We start from the raw sequence: 20,119 nt of genomic DNA on the forward strand, positions 1-20,119 counted from the left end.
TCAGGCGCCGCCTGCGGGAAGCGCCTCGAGCATGATGTCGGGGTTGTCGCGGGCGGTGACCTGGGCGCGCCACTGGTCGACGAAGAGCGCAAGACGGGTGCCGTCGCTGCGCTCGAGCACCTCGACACCCCGCTTGCCGGCGAGGGCGGCCGCGCCGTCGGCGTCGGTGCGGCGGGCGACCTGGTAGTCGAGCCGCGAGAAGCGGATCGGCGCGTTGAACTCGTTGGTCATGCGGTCCTCGACGACCTCGAACTGCATCGGGCCGACGGCGGCGAGGACCGGGTTCTGGTCGCCGCGGAGGTCGGAGCGCAGCACCTGCACCACGCCCTCCTGGTCGAGCTGCTCGATGCCCCGGCGGAACTGCTTGTAGCGGCCGATGTCGCCGGCGCTGGCGGTGACGAAGTGCTCGGGCGCGAAGCTCGGGACGGGCGGGTACTCGATCGGGTCCCCGACGTAGACCGTGTCGCCGACGCGCAGGGCCTGGGCGTTGACGAAGCCGATGATGTCGCCGGGCTGGGCGCTCTCCACGGCGGCGGTGTCGCGGCCGAAGACCGACTGCGCGAACTTCGTCGCGAACGGCCGCCCGCTGCCGGCATGGGTCACGACCATGCCGCGCTCGAAGGTTCCCGACACGACCCGGGCGTAGGCCAGCCGGTCGCGGTGGGCGTTGTTCATCCCCGACTGCACCTTGAAGACGAAGGCGCTGAAGTCGTCGCTGGTCTGGCGCACCGACCCGTCGACGCCCTCGGTGGCGCTGGGGTCCGGCGCGATGTCGAGCAGCAGGTCCAGCAGCTGGGCGACGCCGAAGTTCTGCAGGGCCGAGGCGAACATCACCGGCGTGGTCTCGCCGGCCAGGAAGCGCTCCTGGTCGTGGTCGGCCTCGTCGAGGGTGAGCAGCTCGTGCTCCTCGAACGCCGCGTTCCACTGGAAGGCGTCGTCGTCCTCGACCTCGTCGGCGGTCATCCGCCGCTCGGGGGCGCGGGTCGCGCCACCAGCGGTGCGGGTGTACTTCACGAACTCGCCCGTGCGCCGGTCCAGCACGCCGCGGAAGTCGCCTGCCTCGCCCACCGGCCAGGTCAGGGGAGTGGGACGGAGCCTGATCTTCTCCTGGATGAGGTCCATCAGCTCGAGCGCCGACAGCCCGGGCCGGTCCCACTTGTTGATGACCGTCAGGACCGGGATCCCGCGCAGGGCGCAGACCTTGAAGAGCTTGAGCGTCTGCGGCTCGAGCCCCTTGCCGGCGTCGACCAGCATCACCGCGGAGTCGACGGCCGAGAGCACCCGGTAGGTGTCCTCGGAGAAGTCGCTGTGGCCGGGGGTGTCGACGAGGTTGATGACGTGGTCGCGGTAGACGAACTGCAGCGCTGCCGACGTGATCGAGATGCCGCGTGCCTTCTCCATCGCCATCCAGTCGGACACGGTGGCGCGCCGGTCGCCCTTGCCGTGCACCGCGCCGGCCTCGGTGATCACCCGCGCGTGGAGGGCGAGGGCCTCGGTGAGGGTGGACTTGCCGGCGTCCGGGTGGCTGATGACGGCGAAGGTACGGCGGGGGCGGGTGTCGGGCACCGCGGCAACCTACCCGGAGGACCGGGCGAGGACTCACTCCTCGTGAAGGCCGACGATCACACGTGCCAGCCGGACGACGGGTACGCCGGCCCGGCAGGCGGCGTCCTCGAGCTGCCGCTGGGCCTCGCGGACCGGGATGTCCCGGGCCTCGGCGATGATGGCGGTGGCCCCGTCGAGCAGCGCGAGCTCCTCGAGCTGGACCGGCGCCTGCTCGGCAGCGTCGCGCGTCGAGAAGGGCAGGTCGGCGTTGGTGACCGCACCGGGAGCCCAGGCGCCGAACACCTCCGCCAGCTGCTGGTGCCGACCCTCGAACGTCTCGGGGCTGCTGCCGTAGAGGTCGACCGTGGCCACGACGCCGCCGTCCGGTCCGACGACCGGGAGGGTGAGGGTGCTGTGCACGCCCCGGGCCGCGCTGGCCCGGGCGAGCTCCTGCCACAGCTCCTCGCTCAGCAGCCCGTCGGGCGAGGCGGTGGTGCCGTGGCCGACGGGGGGCACCGCGTCAAGGGTCGCGATCTCGTCGTCGGTGGCGACGACGGTGAAGGTGACGTCGAGCTGACGCAGCGCGAGGCTGACCGCGACCAGTCCGGGAGCGACCGATCGCGCCCGCTCCGCCGTCCCGACCAGGCTGCCGGCCCAGGCGGCGGCGCCGACGTCGGCGTCGATCTCCTCCAGCGCCTCGAGCGTCTCGGGAATGGGTTCCACAGGCCGTCGGTACCCGCCCCGGCCTCGTCGCATGCCGTCCCGGGGGCTACCTCGCCAGGGCCGCGTCGACGGCGCGTGGGGAGAGCACGGAGTCGAGGGCGAGCCGCACGCAGCCGACCAGCCCGGCCCGGTCGCCGTACGCCGCCGGGACGACCTGCAGGTCCCGGCCGGCCAGCGCCGTGGTGGCGCTGAAGACGCCCTCGCGCAGGCCGGCGGAGAAGGTGTCGAAGGCGCCGGCCATGTCGCCGCCCACCACGACGGTCCGCGGGTTGAGCACGGTGACGGTGGCAGCGAGCGCCTCGCCGATGTGGCGGCCGGACTCGCGCACGACCGCGCGGGCCCGCCCGTTGCCACGGCCCGCGGCGGCGACCAGGTCGCGCACGTGGTGGACGTCGTCGCCCGCGGCCCGCAGCTGCTCGACGAGCGCCCAGCCGCTCGCGACCGTCTCCAGGCACCCGGTCTCGCCACAGCGACAGCGCAGCCCGTCGGCCGCCGGGACCTTGACGTGGCCGAGCTGGCCGGCGGCGTTGCGGTGCCCGCGGACCAGCTGCCCGTCGGCCACGATCGCGAGACCGACGCCCGTCGACGCCTTGAGCACCAGCGCCTCGTCGTGCTCCTGCACGGTCGGCTCGACGTCGGCCCGTGCGGTCGGCATCTGCGACCGCGCCATGACCCGCATGTCGTTGTCGAGGGTGAGGGGGGCGTCGGTGACGTCCCGCAGGTAGGGGGCCAGCGGGACGCCGTCCCAGCCGGCGAGGGCGGGGGAGTCCACGCTCATCGCCCGGGACGGGTCGACCGTGCCGGCCAGCGACATGCCCACCCCACGTACGTCGTCGCCGTCGCGGCCCAGCTCCCCGAGCATCCGGTCGAGGTGCTCGACGAGGAGGGGCATGAGCGCGTCAGGTCCTTGGCCGGTCTCCTGGTCCAGGCTCACCGCGGCGAGCTCCGTGCCGTCCAGCGAGCACACCGAGAGCTGCGAGCGGCTGCGACCCACCGCGATCCCGAGGACCAGGCCGGCCGCACTGTTGAGGACGAGCGTCGTGGCGGGTCGTCCGCCCGTCGCGGACTCCTCCTCGCCCTCCAGCACGAGACCCGCGTCGGCCAGCGCGGTGAGGCGGGCGTTGACCGCGGTGCGGGAGAGGCCGGTCGCCCGGCCGAGGGCGCCGCGGGTGGCTGCCTGGCCGGAGCGGATCAGCGCGAGCACCTCGCCGGCGGTGGCCGCGGGCAGGGCCGGCGGCACGGGGGGCGGGGTCTGCGTCATGGTGCGCCGATTGTGGCATCAGCAAATATGTCTTGAAAAGACGTAAGTTCCGTTGCATCGGGACTGAACGGTCCGTACGGTGGTGCGCCATGGACTCGATCACCCCCGTCGACGCCTGCGACTTCACCGTCTTCGGTGGCACCGGCGACCTCGCCCTGCGCAAGCTCCTCCCGGCCCTGTACCTGCGCGACCGCGACGGGCAGCTGCCCGACGGGTTCCGCGTCATCGGCGTGTCCCGCGCCGACATCGACGACGACGGCTACCGCTCGCTGGTGGCCGGCGCGCTGACCGAGCACGTCCCCGCCGAGGACCTCGACGCGCCGGTCGTCGAGCGGCTGCTCGCTCGGCTGCACCACGTGCAGCTCGACGTCGCCGACATGGCGGCCTGGCACCAGCTGCACGACCGGCTCAAGGACGGCGCCGCCTCCGACGACGTCATCCGGGTCTTCTACCTCGCGGTCGCGCCGGGCCTCTTCGGGACCATCTGCGAGCACCTCGACGAGGCCGGACTGGTGACCGAGCGCTCGCGCGTGGTGCTGGAGAAGCCGATGGGCACCGACCTCGCCACCGCCCAGCAGGTCAACGCCGCCGTGGGTCGCGTGTTCGAGGAGTCGAGCATCTTCCGCATCGACCACTACCTCGGCAAGGAGAGCGTGCAGAACCTGCTGGTCACGCGCTTCGCCAACACGTTCCTCGAGCCGCTCTGGAACAGCCGGTGGGTCGACCACGTGCAGATCACCGTGTCCGAGTCGATCGGCGTCGGCGACCGCGGCTCCTACTACGACCGCTCGGGCGCGCTGCGCGACATGGTGCAGAACCACCTCCTCCAGCTGCTGTGCCTCGTGGCGATGGAGCCGCCGACCTACGTCGACCGCGAGACCGTGCGCGACGAGAAGCTCAAGGTGCTCCAGGCGCTCCGACCGATGACGCCCGAGCTCGTCGACCGCGACACCGTCGCCGGGCAGTACGCCGCGGGGCTGTGCGAGGGCAGCCCCGCGTCGTCGTACGCCGACGAGGTGGGCCACGCCAGCAGCACCGAGACGTTCGTGGCGCTGCGCACCGAGGTGCAGAACTGGCGCTGGGCCGGCGTGCCGTTCTACCTGCGCACCGGCAAGCGGATGCCCGAGCGGTTCTCGGAGATCGTGGTGGTCTTCAAGGAGCCGCCCCACCCGATGTTCCCGCACAGCGAGGGGCCCACCGAGCCCAACCGGCTGCACATCCGCGTCCAGCCCGACGAGGGCATGCGGCTGCACATGACGGCCAAGGAACCCGGCCCCGGCGGCATCCGGCTGCGCCCCGTGTCGCTGGACCTCAGCTATGCCACCGCCTTCGGCGGCCGCTCGCCCGACGCCTACGAGCGGCTGCTCATGGACGTCGTGCGCGGCAACACCACCCTCTTCATGCGCCGCGACGAGGTCGAGGCCGCGTGGACCTGGGTGGCCCCCATCCTCGAGCGCTGGTCCCAGCCCTCGCACCGGCCGCGGACGTACCCGGCCGGCACGCACGGTCCCGTCGCCGCCGTCACGCTCCTCGAGCGCGACGGCCGATCCTGGCAGGAGGCAGAATGAGCACCAGCGCACCCAAGGTCCCCGTCCACCCGGCGGTGGGGGAGGTCACCGAACGCATCGCGCGGCGCAGCGCCGCGACCCGGTCCGCCTACCTCGCCCGCGTCGACGCGGCGACCGACAAGGGGCCGGCGCGCGGCAAGCTCGCCTGCGCCAACCTCGCGCACGGCTTCGCCGCGGCCGACGAGCCGGTGAAGTCGGGCCTGAAGTCCGGTCGCAAGCCCAACGTCGCGATCGTCTCGTCCTACAACGACATGCTCTCGGCGCACCAGCCCTTCCGCGACGTGCCCGAGGTGCTGAAGAAGTCGATCATCCGCGCCGGCGGCCTCGCGCAGTTCGCCGGGGGAGTGCCCGCCATGTGCGACGGCATCACCCAGGGCCGCGCGGGCATGGAGCTCTCGCTCTTCAGCCGCGACCTGATCGCGATGTCGACCGCGGTCGCGCTCTCCCACGACATGTTCGACGCCGCGATGATGCTCGGCGTCTGCGACAAGATCGTGCCGGGCCTGCTCATCGGCGCCCTGTCGTTCGGCCACCTGCCGACCGTCTTCGTGCCGGCCGGCCCGATGACGTCCGGGCTGCCCAACGGCGAGAAGGCCCGCGTGCGCCAGCTCTACGCCGAGGGCAAGGTCGGGCGCGAGGAGCTGCTCGAGGCCGAGTCCGCGTCGTACCACTCCAAGGGCACGTGCACGTTCTACGGCACCGCCAACAGCAACCAGATGCTGATGGAGGTGATGGGGCTGCACCTGCCGGACGCGACGTTCGCCAACCCCGAGACCCCGTTGCGCGCGGCGCTCGACCGCGCGGCCGGGGCGCGTGCCGTCGCCATCACCCATGCCGGCGGCGAGCCCACCCCCGTCGGGCACCTCGTCGACGAGAAGGCGGTCGTCAACGCCTGCGTCGCCCTGCTCGCGACCGGCGGGTCGACCAACCACACCATGCACCTCGTCGCGATCGCCGCGGCCGCCGGCATCACCCTCACCTGGGACGACCTGTCGGACCTCTCGGCGGCCGTCCCGCTGCTCACCCGGATCTACCCCAACGGCTCGGCCGACATCAACCACTTCGTCGCCGCCGGTGGTACGCCGTTCCTCGTCCACACGCTGCTCAAGCACGGCTACCTCCACGACGACGTCCTGACCGTCTCGGGTCGCGGGCTGTGGCGGCACACCCGCGAGGCACGGTTGGACGGTGAGCAGGTCACCTGGGAGGAGGGCCCGAAGCGGTCGCTCGACACCGACGTGCTGCGCCCGGCCGACGACCCGTTCGCCCCCGACGGTGGGCTGCGCATGCTCTCGGGACGCCTCGGCCGCGCGGTCGTGAAGACCTCCGCGGTCACGCCGGAGCACCGCGTGGTCACCGCGCCGGCGATGGTCTTCGACGACCAGGCCGACTTCCTCGCCGCCTTCGCCGAGGGCCGGCTCGACGGGCGCGACCTCGTGGCCGTCGTCCGCTACCAGGGACCCGCGGCGAACGGGATGCCCGAGCTGCACAAGCTGATGCCCGCCCTCGGCGTGCTGCAGGACCGCGGCCAGCGGGTCGCGGTCGTCACCGACGGCCGGATGTCCGGCGCCTCGGGCAAGGTGCCCGCGGCCATCCACGTCACCCCCGAGGCCGCCCTCGGCGGTCCGCTCGCACGCGTCCGCGACGGCGACCTCGTGACCGTCGACGCCGACGCGGGGGTGCTCGAGGTCGAGCTCCCCGACGCCGAGTTCGAGCACCGCGAGACCACCGGCCGCGCGCCCCGCGACGTCGAGTGGGCCGGCACCGGCCGGGAGCTGTTCTCCGGCTTCCGCGCCATCGTCGGCACCGCCGAGACCGGCGCCAGCGTCATCCGTCCCCTGCCCGCCCCCACCGAGGAGGCCCCACTTGTCCAGCCCGTCTGACGTCCAGCCCGCTAGCGACCTGCTCCGCGACGGCTCGGGGTCGCTCCTCTCGCTGGTGCCCGTCGTGCCGGTCGTCGTGCTCGACGACCTCGACCACGCCGTGCCGGTCGCGCGGGCGCTCGTCGCCGGTGGCCTGCCCGTCATCGAGCTGACCCTCCGCACGCCGGTCGCGCTCGACGCCATCGCCGCGATCGCCGCGGAGGTGCCCGAGATCCTCGTGGGCGCCGGCACCATCACCTCACCCGAGCTCGTCTCGCGTGCGGTGGAGGCCGGGGCGCAGTTCCTCGTCTCGCCGGGCACGACTCCCGGGCTGCTGCGGGAGATGGCCGGGTCCGGGGTCCCGTTCCTCCCGGGTACCGCCACCGTCTCCGAGGCGATGGCCGTGCTCGAGGCGGGCTTCTCGGAGATGAAGTTCTTCCCCGCGGAGGCCTCGGGCGGGGCCGCGTACCTGAAGTCGCTGGCCTCGCCGCTCCCCGCCGCCCGGTTCTGCCCGACAGGTGGCATCTCCGCTGCCACCGCGCCGTCGTACCTCGCCCTGCCCAACGTCGGCTGCGTCGGCGGCTCGTGGCTGACCCCGGCCGACGCGCTGCGCGCCGGTGACTGGGACCGGGTCGCCGCCCTCGCCCGGGAGGCAGCCGCGCTGGGGTCCTGAGCCCCGACAACCAACCGGGGCCGGTCAGCGTCCCAGTCGCGTGCCGAACCGACTCCGCCTCTGCGCCGCGACCGCGCTGCTGCTGCCCGCCTCCCTGCTCGCCTGGGCGCAGCCCGGGGCCGCCACCGGGTCGGTGCCCGCCAGCACCCAGGTGGTCGCCGACGAGGTGCCCGCGCACGTGTCCGTGCGCGCCACCCGCCACCAGCGGATCCGGCTCGAGGCCCTCCCGCAGGTCGTGCAGCAGGGCCGGGCCGTCGCCGGCGCCGACGCCGCTCGCTCCGCGGTCGTCGCCACCCTTCGCCCGGTCCGACCCGGTCGCCGGGTGCAGCTCCAGGTGCAGGAGGGCGAGTCGTGGCGGGCCGTCGCGTCACGGCGCCAGGACGGCCTGGGTCGGGTCCAGTTCGCCACCGCGGCCGCTGTGGACGGCAGGCCGCTGACCTACCGGGTCAAGGCGATGCCGTCGGCGTCGACGAGTCCCTTCACGAGCGCGCCGGTCAGCACCGCCCGCTGGCTGGAGGCGACCTGGACCGACGAGTTCGACGGCTCGCACCTCGCGCCGGTCTGGAGCAACCGGGGGCTGGAGTACGCCCACGAGAGCCGCCGCTCGTGCGCGAAGGGCGACTCCCGGGCGGTCCGCGTGGGCGGCGGCGCCGTACGGCTCAGCGTCATCACCGACCCGGACGCCACGACGCGGTGCCGGATCCAGGGCCGCGACGCGCGTGCCGGTCGGTTCGCCTACCGGCTCAACGGCCACATCGGCACCCAGCACGCCTTCTCGTTCCGCTACGGCGTCGCCGCCGCGCGGGTGAGGTTCCACCGCCTGCGCGGGCAGCACGGTGCCTTCTGGCTGCAGCCCGTCGGCGGCATGACGGCCGGTGCGGTCGGCAACGAGATCGACGTCGTCGAGTACTTCGGCGACCACCACCCGCAGGGCGGCCTCGCCTCCTTCATGCACCGCTACGAGGGCAAGCGCCGGATCGCGTCGGGCGGCTGGATCCCGAACTCACGGTCCTTCCTCGCGAGCCGGAACGACGGCTGGTCGAGGAACTACCACGTGTTCTCGGTGGAGTGGACGCCCCGCATGCTCGTGTTCCGCATCGACGGCAAGGAGACCGGCCGGCTGCGCGGGCGGATCTCGGCCGTGCCGCAGTTCCCCATCCTGAGCCTGATCGCCGCCAACTACGAGATCCCGAAGATCGAGGAGAAGCGGCTGCCCCAGCACATGTACGTCGACTGGGTGCGGGTCTGGGAGACCGGGGCGCCCGGCTCGGAGTAGGCGGCGCTAGACGGCCGCGGGCGTCCGGGAGTCGACGGGCGCCGGCGGCTGCTCCGCCGCCGTGCGCAGCCGACGCTGCTGGGTGGACATCAGCGCGACCGCGAGCACCGTCGCGCCGACGGTCACACCGAAGGCCGCCGTCGCTCCGGAGGCGTCGGCGAGGCGCCCGGCGAGGCTCGAGCCCAGCGCGTAGCCGAGGCCGGTCGCGCTGGCCAGCGTCGTCATCGCCGCACCGACCCGGGCGGCGGGCACCGCGCGCTCGGCGAGGGAGAAGACGGCGATCATGTAGGGGGCGACCGCGAGCCCGAGGACCAGCACGGTGGCGGCGGTGCCGGCGAGGGAGCCGACCACGAGGAGGGGCAGCGACAGCACGAGGAGCGCCCACGCGGCCACCAAGGCGCGGCGCTCGTGCCCGACGCGTTCGGGGACGTACGCCGTGGCGAGACCCGCGAGCGCGCTGCCGACCCCCAGGGTCGCATGCACCAGGCCGGCCACGCCCGGCGTGCCGGCGTCGGTGGCGAGCACCGTCGCACCGGTCTGGGTAGCGCCGAAGAGCATCCCGATGGAGACCTGGGCGCCGACCAGGACCACGAACGCGGCACCCAGGAGGCGCCCCGCGCCGACCGGGTGGTCGGTGTCGTGGGCGAGCCGGGCGGACGGGTCGAGGGCGAACGCCGACCCGAAGACCGCCAGCAGCGCCGCCGCGAGGAGGAGCGCCCCGGAGGGGGAGACGAGCGCGACGGACAGGCCGACCAGCGCCGGACCGATCGCGAACGAGGCCTCGTCGGCCGCGCCCTCGTAGGAGAACGCCGCGTCCACCAGCCGACGCTGGTGCGCGCCGGTCGCCCGGGTCAGCGGCCGCCACCGCACGCGGGCGAGCGGCCCCACCTGCGGGAGGACCAGACCGGTGGCTGCCGCGGTGAGCACGACCAGGGCGTCCGCCGACCCGCTTCCCACGACCGCGACGAGGGTGGCCAGCCCCGCCGCACCCAGCAGCGACTGGACCAGGACGACGGGGCGCTGGCCGACCCGGTCGGCGAGCGAGCCGGCGACCGGCGCGCCGACGGCGTTCGCGACGGCGAGCGCGCCGGCGCTGAGGCCGCCGAGGCCGTAGCTCCCCGTTGCGGTGGAGACGAGGAGGAGCGTGCCGAGCTGGCTCATCGCCAGCGGGAGGCGTCCGACGAACGCCACGAGGACGTAGGTGGGGCCGGCGATCGACAGGAGGCGTCGGTAGGAGGCGAGCGGAGTCACGAGGGTCCTTCGGGTGCGTCGGTACGACGCGCCGAACCCACCTCCAAGGACGCGTTGAACCCTCTGCGACGCCCATCCTAGGAGAGCCCGCGACTCCCTGCGGAATCGCGGCCGGCGGGGTTCCGGCGCGAGCGGTCCCGGGACTACGCTCGAGGAGCCGCGGGTCGGAACGTCGGGGGAGGACGAGTGCACGCGAGCGACGAGGGCGGCGACGAGCCGTCCGACCAGGGATTGGCGGCGGTCGACTTCGATCGGCTCCTCCGGGAGGTCCTGACGCGCGTGCAGGGCGTCCTCGACGAGCAGGCCAGGCTCCGGCTCCTCCTCGACGCGGTCGTCACCATCGCCTCCGAGCTCACCCTCGACGGGGTGCCGACGCGCATCGTCCGGTCCGCCAGCACCCTCCTGGGCGCGGGGTACGCCGCACTCGGTGTCCTGACCGAGGGGCCCGAGCACGTGATGCGCACCGTCGTGCACCGGGGGCCGGACAGCGAGGTGGCCGAGCACGTCGGCGAGCTGCCGACCGGTCACGGCCTGTTCGACCAGCTCCTCGCCGAGCCGCGCGTCCTCCGCCGGCAGGACGTCGCCGAGCACCCGGAGTCCTACGGGTTCTCCGGGCACCACCCGGCACTGACGTCGTTCCTGGGCGTCCCCGTCCGGACGCGGGAGCGCCTGTTCGGCTACCTCTACCTCACCGAGAAGGTGGGCGGACAGGACTTCACGGAGGTGGACGCGTCGGTCGCCGTGGCGCTGGCGGCAGCCGCCGGCGTCGCGATCGAGAACGCCGCCCTCTACGAGGAGGCCGAGCGGCGCCAGGCCTGGCTGAGCGCGACTGTCGAGATCACCTCCCTGCTCTCCGAGGACACGCCCACCGACCGCGCGCTGCAGGCCGTGGCGGACCGGGCCCGGTCGGTGTCGGGCGCCGACGTGGCCTGGGTCGTCAGCGGCTCCGACGCTCGCGAGCTGCACCTCGAGGTGGTGGCGGGCGCACCGGTCGACCGGGAGGCCATGCACGCCCTGCCGATGGAGAAGTCGCTGGCGAGCCTGGTGGTGCGCACGGGCGTGCCGGTCTCCGTGGACGACCTCGCCACCGATCCGCGCGCCGTCGACCCGTCGTCCCTGGACGGCTGGCCGCATCTCGGTCCGATGATGGCCCTGCCGCTGCGGTCCGGCTCCGGGATCGAGGGCGTCATCTCGCTGGCGTGGACGCCCGAGCGCATCGACGCGTTCCGGCGCGTCGACCCCGGCCTGCCCACCAGCTTCGCCGAGCAGGCAGCCCTGGCCCTGCAGGTCGCCAGGAGCCGCGAGGACCGGAAGCGGATGTCGCTGCTGGAGGACCGCGACCGCATCGGGCGGGACCTGCACGACCTCGTCATCCAGCGGCTCTTCGGCGTGGGTCTCGGGCTGGAGGCGACGGCGCGGATCGTGCCGGACGAGGAGTCGGCGCGACGCGTGCGGCAGGCCATCGTGGAGATCGACGACACGATCAAGGACATCCGTCGGGCGATCTTCGCGCTCGGGACGCTCGAGGGCTCGACGGACCTGCAGTCCGAGGTCGAGAAGCTCGTCGACCGGGCCGCCGCGACGATGAAGCTGCGCCCCAAGCTGCGTCTCGAGGGGCCGATCCGCACCACCGTGCCGGCCGCCTTCGCCCCGGACCTCCTCGCGGTGGTGGGCGAGGCGCTGACCAACGTCAGCCGGCACGCGCATGCCTCCTCGGTGGAGGTGAGGGTGGTCGTCGACCACGACGCGCTCGACGTGAGCGTCGCCGACGACGGTGTCGGGATGCCGTCGGACGTCCTGGAGAGCGGGCTGCACAACATGCGCGAGCGGGCCGCTGGGCACGGCGGCGAGCTGAGGGTGGACTCCGAGGCCGGTGCGGGCACCACGGTCACCTGGCGGGTCCCGCTCGTCGAGCCTGACTGACCCACGCGACCGCCGTCCCGGGACGAGGTCCCGAACGCACTGGGACCTTGGTCCGTTGCGCACCTCACAGCGCGGCACCGCTAATGGAGGCGCACCGGGGGTCGCCCCGGGTGCCCCGCCCCACCGGCGCTCAGCAGCCGTACGCCGCGCTGCCGCACACGAGGGTCGGACGGGGCACCCGGGCGGGGGTGCAGCTGACCAGGAGGGAAGAGCATGGTTCCGCAGCAGGGCGAGGAGCAGGGATGACCAACGCGACGGTGGGAGTGGCCGACCTGACGTGGACGCCCGGCCTGACCAACCAGGACCTCAGGGAGGCGGCCGACCGGCTCGTGCACGACCGCCGGGACGTGCCACCGGGCTCGGTCCTGCGCACGTTCTCGCGCTCGGTGCGCGCTGCCCTGCTCGACGGGTTCCTGACCTCGGAGGTCGTCGCGGAGGCCGAGCGCAGGACCAGGGACCTGCTGGCACAGCGTCCGGCGACGGGCGGGCACGTCCCGCTCCGCGCCTGGGCGGGCGTCCAGGGTCCCGAGGTGCCCCGGCCTCGGAGGTCGCGGTGAGCGCCCGCGAGAGGCGGCGGGGCGGCAGCCACGCCGGTCCCCACACCGACCGACGCTCGTGGCGGACGTGGCGCGCCCGGTCGGCCGTGCGGGCCGCCCGCATCGTCGCCGGCACGGGGAGGCACCGCCTGCCCCCCAGGAGCGTGACCTAGGACCCCCGGAACGCGGACAAATATGGGCAACAAGTCCCGGGCCATGCGGTCCGGGGCGGAGTACCGTTGTCCCCATGGACGGACCAGCTCACGTCCCGGTCGCAGACGACCCGATCACGGTGTTCCTGCTCGACGACCACGAGCTCGTCCGGCGAGGAGTGCGGACCCTCCTGGAGTCCGAGCCCGGCATCGAGGTGATCGGTGAGAGCGGGTCGGCCGTGGAGGGCGAGGAGCACATCACGACCCTGCATCCGCGCGTCGCCATCGTGGACGGTCGGCTGCCCGACGGCTCGGGCATCGAGGTGTGCCGCCAGGTCCGGTCCGCGGACCCCGGCGTCGCGGTACTGGTGCTGACGTCGTACGACGACGACGACGCGCTGTTCGCCGCCATCCTGGCCGGCGCCTCCGGCTACGTGCTGAAGCAGATCAGCGGCGGCGACCTCGTCACGGCCGTGAGGCGGGTGGCGGCGGGCCAGTCGATGCTCGACCCGACGGTGACGACCCGGGTGCTGCACCGGCTGCGGCAGGGGTCCGACAAGGACGCGCTCACCAAGCACCTGACGCCGAAGGAGGAGCAGGTGCTCGGCCTGGTGGCCGAGGGGCTGACGAACCGCCAGATCGCCGAGCGCCTCGGCGTCGCCGAGAAGACCGTGAAGAACTACGTCTCGACGCTGCTGGCGAAGCTGGGGGTCGAGAGCAGGACCCAGGCCGCGGTGATGGCGACCCGCCGCCCGATGACCGACGACCGCCGACCGGGACACCCTGCCTCCTAGCCGCACCGGCACTCCGTAGGGTGTCCGCGTGCCCCCTCGCCCCGACCGGTCCGACGGTGACCGACCCGGCGGGGTCTCGCGGCTGCGGGCCATCGACCCGCTGGTGCCCGTGGTGGCGCTGGTGTCCTTGGTCGTCTACGTGCTGCACGGCTCCCACGGGATGCTGACGCGCGACCTCGGTCTCTACGCGTACGCCGGCCAGCAGGTGGCCGACGGCGTCCCGCCCTACCTCGGGGTGCTCAACCGGGCCGGGCCGCTCGCGCACGTGCTGCCGGGCGTCGGTGCGCTCGTCGCACGCGTCGGCGGCCTCGACGACGTCGTCACCATGCGGGTGCTCTTCATGCTGGTCGCCGTCGCCGCCGTGTGCGTGTCCTACCTGCTCGGGCGCGACCTGTTCCGCTCCCGGGGCGCCGGTCTGGTGACCGCGAGCACGATGCTCGCCATCCACGGCTTCATCCAGTACGCCTCCAACGGGCCGCGCGAGAAGACCCCGATGGCGCTCTTCGTGATCGGCGCCCTCTGGGCGGTGACGCACCGACGGTGGTTCACCGCGGGCGTCCTGACGAGCCTGGCCACCCTGTGCCTGCAGACGGCGTTCTTCAGCACCGTCACGGCCGTCGTGGTGGGCGCGCTCCTGCTCGCGGACGGGATCGGCGGCCGGCTCCGCGCGCTGGGTCGCATCGCCCTCGGCGGTCTGGTCCCGGTGGCGGTGCTCGGCACCTGGTTCGCCCTCTCCGGGTCGTTGGGTGCCGCCTGGGACGGCTTCTACGCCATCAACCGGCGCTACACCGTCCCCAACCCGCTCGACGGCGCCCGCGAGCTGGTGTGGGACGACCTGTACGCCGCCTACGGCGTGACGACCTGGCTGCTCCTGGCCGGGACCGTGCTGCTCCTCGTGGTCTCCCTGGCCGCCGTCTCCCGCCGCGCCCGCGCCGCCGTGCCGGGTCTGCTCGCGCTGCCCGCCATGGCGGCGGGCCTCCTCGCCGGTCTCGCCTGGATCCGCGAGGAGTACGACGCCTGGGCCGACCTGTTCCCGGTGCTGCCCTTCGCCGCCCTCGGCCTGGGTGCCGCCTTCGCGGTCGCCACGCACGGGCTCGCCCGCCGGGGCCGGGGCGTTGTGGCGGGGGCCCTCGCCGTCGCCGCGGTGGTCGTCGCCCTGACGTACTCGGTCTCCACCCGTGACGACTCGCTGGAGGAGCAGCGCGCGTCCACGGACGCGGTGCTGTCGGTCCTCCCGGACGGCGCGACCATCACGTCGATCGAGGCGCCGCAGCCGCTCGTGCTGACGGAACGGACCAACCCCACGCGCTACCAGATGTTCCGCAGCGGGCTGCAGGACTACATGGAGGACACCTGGCCGGGCGGCCTCGACGGCTTCAAGCGCGACCTCGTCGCAGACGGCCCCGACCTGGTCGCCGTGGGGGAGACGGTCTCCCAGCGCTGGCGGGCGTCGATCCAGCCCGACTACGTCTACGTCGGCAGCGCGCCGCTGTGGGACTGGTACGCCCGCGCGTCGCTGGGGGACGAGACGATCGCCGAGCTGCGCGACGCAGCGGGCTACGACGCCGACGACCCGCTGGCCGAGCCGCTCGTGCCATGACCGGCCGCCGCGCCCCGCTCCTGCTCGCCGCCGGCTCCGTGGTCAGCGGGGTGCTGGCCTACGTCCTGTTCGCCCTCGTCACCCGTGGGCTGGGCGCCACCGCCGCCGCGCCGGTCTCGGTGCTCTGGACGGTGTGGGCCCTCGCTGGCGCTGCGTTCACCTTCCCCCTCCAGCACTGGATCACGCGGTGCCTCGTGGCCGGCCGTGAGGGCGACGTCCGCAGCTCGGCCGGGCGGGTGACCGTCGTGGTGGCGATCGCCGCCCTCGCCACCGGCGGTATGGCCTGGGTCTTCCGCGACCGGCTCTTCCACCGCGACGACGCGTGGTTCCCCGTCCTCGTCGTGCTCGTCGTGCTCGGTTCAGCGGCGGTCGGCGTGCTGCGGGGCGCGCTGGCGGGACGCGGGCGGATGGGGGCCGTGGCCGGGAGCCTGGTGGCGGAGAACGCCGTGCGGTGCGTCCTCGTGGCCCTGCTGCTCGTGGCGCAGGTGCACGACCCGGTGGCCCACGGCCTGTGTCTGGTGGCCGGGTCGCTGATCGCGCTGTGGCCGGGCGCCTGGCGGTTCGGTGGGGTCGGCGCGGGCGGTGCCGGCTCGCTGTCGTTCCTGGGGGGTGCCGCCTCGGGACAGCTGCTCGCGCAGGGGGTGCTGACCGGGGGAGCGGTGGTGGTGGCGCTGCTCGACGGCTCGCCCGCGGAGGTCACGGCGATGTTCGCCACGCTGGCGCTGTTCCGAGCGCCGTACATGGTCGTGCTGGGCACGCTGCCGCAGGTCACCCACCACGTCACCGGCCTCGTGGTGGCGGGCGACCAGCCGGCCCTCCGCTCGCTCGCGGTGCGCCTCGCGGTCCTGGGGGTCGCGGTCGTGGCGCTCGGCGCCGCCATCGGCGGCACAGCCGGTCCGGCGCTCGTCCGTGCGGTCTTCGGCGACACCGTCGACATCGGCCACGGCGACGCCGGAGTGATCGCGGCGGGCTGCGCACTGGCCCTGGTCAACGTCGTGCTGATGGTGGGCGCCCTCGCCCTCGATCGTCCGGGACGCGTGGCCGTGGCGTGGGGGCTGGCCGTCCTCGCGGGGGCGGCCGTGCTGCTGCCGACGACCTGGTGGCTGCCCGTCGAGCGCGTCGCCTTCGCGTTCGTCGCGTCCGAGGCCGTCGCCACGCTGCTCCTCGCCGTGGTCGCCTCGTCTGTGCTCAGCGCTGCGCGGACGACGGCTTGAGGGCCGCGACGAACACCGACGAGCCGAACGGCAGGTCGCGCCCGCGCAGGAGGCGTGACTCCGCCCGGCAGACGCCCATGAGGGCGCGGTCGACGGTCGGCGAGACCTCGGGCAGGCGCGAGTCGGTGCCGGTGGCCGGGCGCACCCGCCGTCGGATCCGCTCGGCGGCGAAGAGCGGGAACACCCCGCCGAATGCGTACGTCGCCCGCAGCACCTCCATCCCGGCGCCCTCGACCACCCCGACGATGCCTCCTCGCGTGTAGCGGCGGTGGTGTCCGGCCTGGACGTCGTGGTCGCTCCACGCCCACTGGTAGGCCGGGACCGAGAGCAGCATCCGACCGCCGGGCACCAGCACCCGCCGCAGCTCCGACACCGCGCGCGCGTCGTCCGCGCAGTGCTCGACGACGTCGAACGCCGAGACGACGTCGAAGCTCGCGTCCGCGAAGGGCAGCTCGGTCGCCGACCCGACGACACCTTCGCCGGGACGCAGGCCGTCAGGGAACAGGTCCAGGCTCACGTGCTGCTGCTCGCCCCGCATCCACCCCACGCTGGGCGCGTCCGCACTGCCGACGTCGAGGGTGCGGCCCGGGGTGGCGAGGTGCGGCGCCATCACGGCGGCGAGCAGGTCGGTGCGGGCACGGTGCCACCAGTAGCCCTCGCGCCCCAGTGACGACGAGCCCGGCTGGGCGAGGCTCACCGCGACGGGAGGGTGGCGGTGCTCGCCTCGAGGAAGGCGGCCACCACGCGGTCGAGCTCGGCGTCGGACAGGTTGTTGTGGAAGGGCAGGCGGAGCAGCCGCTCGCTGACGTCCTGCGAGACCGGGCACTCGGTGACCCGCACCGCGAAGGCGCGACCGGCGTCGGAAGCGTGCAGCGGCTGGTAGTGGAAGGTCGCCTGCACCCCGGCCTTCCGCATCAGCTCGAGCACGTCGTTGCGCCGGTCGCGGTGCGACAGCAGGACGTAGAACATGTGGTGGGCCGGGCCCCGGTCGTCGGGCACCCGCATCACCTCGAAGCCCAGCTCGTCGGCGTACGGCGCCAGCGCGGCGGCGTAGCGCTCACTGACGCGCTGCCGCTTGGCCTGCACCGCCTCGCGCTGCTCCAGCTGGCCGAGGAGGTAGGCGGCCAGCACGTCGGAGAGGCCGAACGAGGAGCCGGTGTCCTTCCAGGTGTACTTGTCGACCTGGCCGAGCATGAAGGCGTGGCGGTTCGTGCCCTTGTCGTAGAGCACGCGGGCGCGGTCGACGTCCTCGGGGTCGTTGAGCAGGAGCGCGCCGCCCTCGCCGCACACGAAGTTCTTGGTCTCGTGGAAGCTGAGGGTGGCGAAGCGTCCCAAGCTGCCCAGCGGCTCACCGCGCCACGTTCCGAAGAGCCCGTGCGCGTTGTCCTCGACCAGCTGCACGTCCGGCCAGTCGGCGAGGACGTCGCGGATGCCCTGCACGTCGCAGGCGACACCGGCGTAGTGCACGATCACGACCGCTCGCACGTGCTCGTCGAGCAGGGTGGCGAGGTGCGCGGGGTCGAGGCCCAGCGTGTCCGGCTCGACGTCGCAGAACAGCAGGCCGGCGCCCTGCCGCGCGAACGCCAGCCCCGTGCTGGTGAAGGTGAACGACGGGACGATGACCGTGTCGCCCTCCTGCAGGTCCATCAGCATCGCCGACAGCTCGAGGGCTGCGGTGCACGAGGTGGTCATCAGCACCTCGGCGGAGCCGGTGTCGGCGGCGAGCAGCTCGGCCGTGCGCCGCGCGAAGTCACCCCCGGACGACAGGTGACCGCCCCGCACCACCTCCTGGACGTAGTCGAGCTCGCGTCCCTCCACCGACGGGACGTTGAACAGGACGTCCGGCAGCTCAGCCGCGGGTACGTCCTCGAGCTGCTGTGCCTGTGCCATGGCGGGCACCTCCCTCTCGTCGTTCGTCTCCTCGTGGGTCACCACGGCAGCCTCCGGCCGAGCCGGTCGGCCAGGCGTGCGTTGCTGTCCTGGAAGTACCCCTCCAGCATGCGCGTCAGTCCCACGTCGAGCACCGGCGCCTCGACCGGCGCCGCGTTGACCACCGCGCCGTCCGGCACCGGCGTGCGCGCCGGGTCGAGGCCGAGGTCGGCCACGAGCCCGCGCAGCACCGCGGGGTCGGACAGCAGCTCCTCGGTGAAGAGCACGTGCGTGGTGGTGGGGAACGTCGCGGACCAGTGCTCGACCTGCTCGTCGTAGCGGCCACGCCGCAGATAGGCGAAGGGCGACACGGACGAGCGCCCGGGGTCCCACTGCTGGTCGTCGTCGAGGTCTGCGAGGAGGGCGTCCTCGAGGGCACGGGTCTCGAAGCCGTTGGCGGTGCTGAACCGCCAGTTCGACACGGCACGGCGCACGGGGTCGCGCAGCAGCACGACGACCTCCGGCTCACCGAGCACCTCGGCCGCGCGTCCCGGCGCCAGCGGGTCCTCGAGGTAGCTGGTGCTCTTGTCGCCGAGCAGCTCCTCGTCGCGGGCGTGGGCGAACCAGGTGCGGTGGTAGGACTCCAGTCCTCGGGCGGTGAGCTCGGGGTCGCAGAAGACCTTCGGCTCGGGGGACGAGGGCCGCGCCATGGTGATGTCGGGGTGCGCGTCGAGCGCGTGGTGGAGGTAGGTGGTGCCGCTCCGCTGCGCCCCCACGACCAGCAGGTGCCGGTGCTCGCAGCCGCCGCTCACGACGACACCCGGCGCGCGACGTGGTAGGTGGTGACCGCGCTGACGGCGTTGAGCGTGCGGACGACGTACTCGCCCAGCATGGACAGCAGCATGATGACGAAGCCGTTCATCAGCGCCAGGAGCACGGCGATCGTCGTCCAGCCGGGCACGGTCGAGTCCACGAACAGCGCCCGCACCAGGTAGAAGAGGCCGAGCAGGAAGCTGCCCCCGGCGACCGCGAACCCCACGCCAGCGGCCAGCCGCAGCGGGAAGACCGAGTAGCTGAAGAGGATGGCCAGGACGAGCGAGGCGATGCGGCGCAGGCCGTAGTTGCTGCTGCCGACCGGGCGCGGGTCGTGGCGCACCAGCACGTCGGCGGGGTCGCTCGAGAACATCAGCGCCTGGCCGGTGATGTAGGGGTGGGCGGTGCGGGAGCTGCAGATGCGGTCCACCACGTCGCGCCGCAGGATGCGGAAGTTGGACACGGCCAGGCCGGGAGGCTGGTCGAAGACCCGCCGGTTGATCATGCTGATCGCCTTGCTGCCCAACCTCCGGTAGCGCCGCGCCTGCTTGCGCTCGAAGCGGCCGAAGACCACGTCGTGGCCCTCCATCGCCTTGTCGATGAGCAGCAGGGCCTGGTCGGGAGGGTTCTGCAGGTCGTCGTCGAGGGTGATCACGTAGTCACCGGTGGCCTCGCGCATGCCGGCGACGTTGGCGTGGTGCTGGCCGTAGTTGCGCAGCAGGTCGAGGGCGACGACGTGGGGGGAGGTGCGCGCGCGCTCGGCGATCACGTCCCAGCTGCCGTCCCTGCTCCCGTCGTTGACCAGCACGACCTGGTAGCGCAGCCCGGCTGACTCGAAGACCTCGACGACGCGGTCGATCGTCGCTCCCACGACGTCCTGGCTGTTGTAGACAGGGATCACCAGGGAGTACGAGCTGGCTGACCGGTCGGCGGCCGACGGCACGGGAGCGCTGTGGTCGTCGCCCACCATGCCTCCCGATCGTCGTCCGGTCGTCGCCGCAGGGCGGCTCGCGTCGAGCATATGGCCCATCGACCTACCGGGGGGAAGGGCGGCCCTGT

General features: G+C 73.6%; 17 protein-coding genes. 9 read left to right on the forward strand and 8 right to left on the reverse strand.

Going from position 1 to position 20,119, the window contains the following annotated elements:
* Genes AC3A3L_RS14225 through AC3A3L_RS14235 form a run of 3 tightly spaced genes read right to left on the reverse strand, consistent with a single transcriptional unit; the run spans position 1 to position 3,529 of the window.
* Complete coding sequence (locus tag AC3A3L_RS14225; RefSeq protein ID WP_487640694.1) at positions 1 to 1,566, reverse strand: peptide chain release factor 3; 1,566 nt, start codon at positions 1,564 to 1,566, stop codon at positions 1 to 3.
* Positions 1,567 to 1,599: 33 nt separating this feature from the next.
* Positions 1,600 to 2,268 (reverse strand): hypothetical protein, encoded by a 669-nt coding sequence (locus AC3A3L_RS14230; protein WP_487640695.1) that lies wholly within the window; start codon positions 2,266 to 2,268, stop codon positions 1,600 to 1,602.
* Positions 2,269 to 2,314: 46 nt separating this feature from the next.
* Positions 2,315 to 3,529 (reverse strand): ROK family protein, encoded by a 1,215-nt coding sequence (locus AC3A3L_RS14235; RefSeq protein ID WP_487640696.1) that lies wholly within the window; start codon positions 3,527 to 3,529, stop codon positions 2,315 to 2,317.
* A gap of 89 nt (positions 3,530 to 3,618) precedes the next feature.
* On the opposite strand from AC3A3L_RS14235, the gene zwf reads away from it, so the two are divergent.
* The 4 genes from zwf to AC3A3L_RS14255 are packed head-to-tail and all read left to right on the forward strand — an operon-like array spanning position 3,619 to position 8,908.
* Complete coding sequence (gene zwf, locus AC3A3L_RS14240) at positions 3,619 to 5,097, forward strand: glucose-6-phosphate dehydrogenase (protein WP_487640697.1); 1,479 nt, start codon at positions 3,619 to 3,621, stop codon at positions 5,095 to 5,097.
* Positions 5,094 to 6,980 carry a phosphogluconate dehydratase gene (gene edd / locus AC3A3L_RS14245; protein ID WP_487640698.1) on the forward strand — a complete coding sequence of 629 codons (1,887 nt, stop codon included), beginning with the start codon at positions 5,094 to 5,096 and terminating at the stop codon, positions 6,978 to 6,980. Before zwf ends, edd begins: the two co-directional genes overlap by 4 nt.
* On the forward strand, positions 6,964 to 7,632 hold the full coding sequence (gene eda, locus AC3A3L_RS14250; RefSeq protein WP_487640699.1) for a bifunctional 4-hydroxy-2-oxoglutarate aldolase/2-dehydro-3-deoxy-phosphogluconate aldolase: 669 nt from the start codon (positions 6,964 to 6,966) through the stop codon (positions 7,630 to 7,632). The genes edd and eda overlap by 17 nt, the downstream gene beginning before the upstream one ends.
* A gap of 40 nt (positions 7,633 to 7,672) precedes the next feature.
* On the forward strand, positions 7,673 to 8,908 hold the full coding sequence (locus AC3A3L_RS14255) for a glycoside hydrolase family 16 protein (protein ID WP_487640700.1): 1,236 nt from the start codon (positions 7,673 to 7,675) through the stop codon (positions 8,906 to 8,908).
* A gap of 6 nt (positions 8,909 to 8,914) precedes the next feature.
* Here AC3A3L_RS14255 and AC3A3L_RS14260 read toward each other — a convergent pair whose 3' ends face one another.
* Positions 8,915 to 10,159: an MFS transporter gene (locus AC3A3L_RS14260; RefSeq protein WP_487640701.1), complete on the reverse strand. Its 1,245-nt coding sequence runs from the start codon at positions 10,157 to 10,159 to the stop codon at positions 8,915 to 8,917.
* 186 nt (positions 10,160 to 10,345) lie between these two features.
* Between AC3A3L_RS14260 and AC3A3L_RS14265 the strand changes: the two genes are divergently transcribed.
* The 5 genes from AC3A3L_RS14265 (at position 10,346) to AC3A3L_RS14285 (ending at position 16,378) form a co-directional block, all read left to right on the forward strand.
* Entirely contained in the window at positions 10,346 to 12,082 is a 1,737-nt protein-coding gene (locus AC3A3L_RS14265) for a GAF domain-containing sensor histidine kinase (RefSeq protein ID WP_487640702.1), read from the forward strand.
* Between the two features lie 242 nt (positions 12,083 to 12,324).
* A complete protein-coding gene (locus AC3A3L_RS14270) occupies positions 12,325 to 12,639 on the forward strand; it encodes a hypothetical protein (RefSeq protein WP_487640703.1) in 315 nt (104 codons plus the stop codon).
* Between the two features lie 226 nt (positions 12,640 to 12,865).
* Entirely contained in the window at positions 12,866 to 13,564 is a 699-nt protein-coding gene (locus tag AC3A3L_RS14275; protein ID WP_487640704.1) for a response regulator, read from the forward strand.
* Positions 13,565 to 13,592: 28 nt separating this feature from the next.
* The gene (locus tag AC3A3L_RS14280) at positions 13,593 to 15,164 is read left to right on the forward strand and encodes a hypothetical protein (RefSeq protein ID WP_487640705.1); all 1,572 of its coding nucleotides are present in this window, start codon (positions 13,593 to 13,595) and stop codon (positions 15,162 to 15,164) included.
* Positions 15,161 to 16,378 (forward strand): lipopolysaccharide biosynthesis protein, encoded by a 1,218-nt coding sequence (locus tag AC3A3L_RS14285; RefSeq protein WP_487640706.1) that lies wholly within the window; start codon positions 15,161 to 15,163, stop codon positions 16,376 to 16,378. Before AC3A3L_RS14280 ends, AC3A3L_RS14285 begins: the two co-directional genes overlap by 4 nt.
* On the opposite strand, the gene AC3A3L_RS14290 is transcribed toward AC3A3L_RS14285, so the two are convergent.
* The 4 genes from AC3A3L_RS14290 to AC3A3L_RS14305 are packed head-to-tail and all read right to left on the reverse strand — an operon-like array spanning position 16,353 to position 20,030.
* Positions 16,353 to 17,075 carry a class I SAM-dependent methyltransferase gene (locus AC3A3L_RS14290; RefSeq protein WP_487640707.1) on the reverse strand — a complete coding sequence of 241 codons (723 nt, stop codon included), beginning with the start codon at positions 17,073 to 17,075 and terminating at the stop codon, positions 16,353 to 16,355. The genes AC3A3L_RS14285 and AC3A3L_RS14290 overlap by 26 nt on opposite strands.
* Positions 17,072 to 18,268 carry a dTDP-4-amino-4,6-dideoxygalactose transaminase gene (rffA, locus tag AC3A3L_RS14295; RefSeq protein WP_487640708.1) on the reverse strand — a complete coding sequence of 399 codons (1,197 nt, stop codon included), beginning with the start codon at positions 18,266 to 18,268 and terminating at the stop codon, positions 17,072 to 17,074. Before rffA ends, AC3A3L_RS14290 begins: the two co-directional genes overlap by 4 nt.
* A 38-nt stretch (positions 18,269 to 18,306) precedes the next feature.
* On the reverse strand, positions 18,307 to 19,059 hold the full coding sequence (locus AC3A3L_RS14300; RefSeq protein WP_487640709.1) for a sulfotransferase family protein: 753 nt from the start codon (positions 19,057 to 19,059) through the stop codon (positions 18,307 to 18,309).
* On the reverse strand, positions 19,056 to 20,030 hold the full coding sequence (locus AC3A3L_RS14305) for a glycosyltransferase family 2 protein (RefSeq protein ID WP_487640710.1): 975 nt from the start codon (positions 20,028 to 20,030) through the stop codon (positions 19,056 to 19,058). The genes AC3A3L_RS14300 and AC3A3L_RS14305 overlap by 4 nt, the downstream gene beginning before the upstream one ends.
* Positions 20,031 to 20,119 lie beyond the last annotated feature (89 nt).

The sequence above is a fragment of the Nocardioides sp. Soil_C_8 genome, assembly GCF_057656315.1.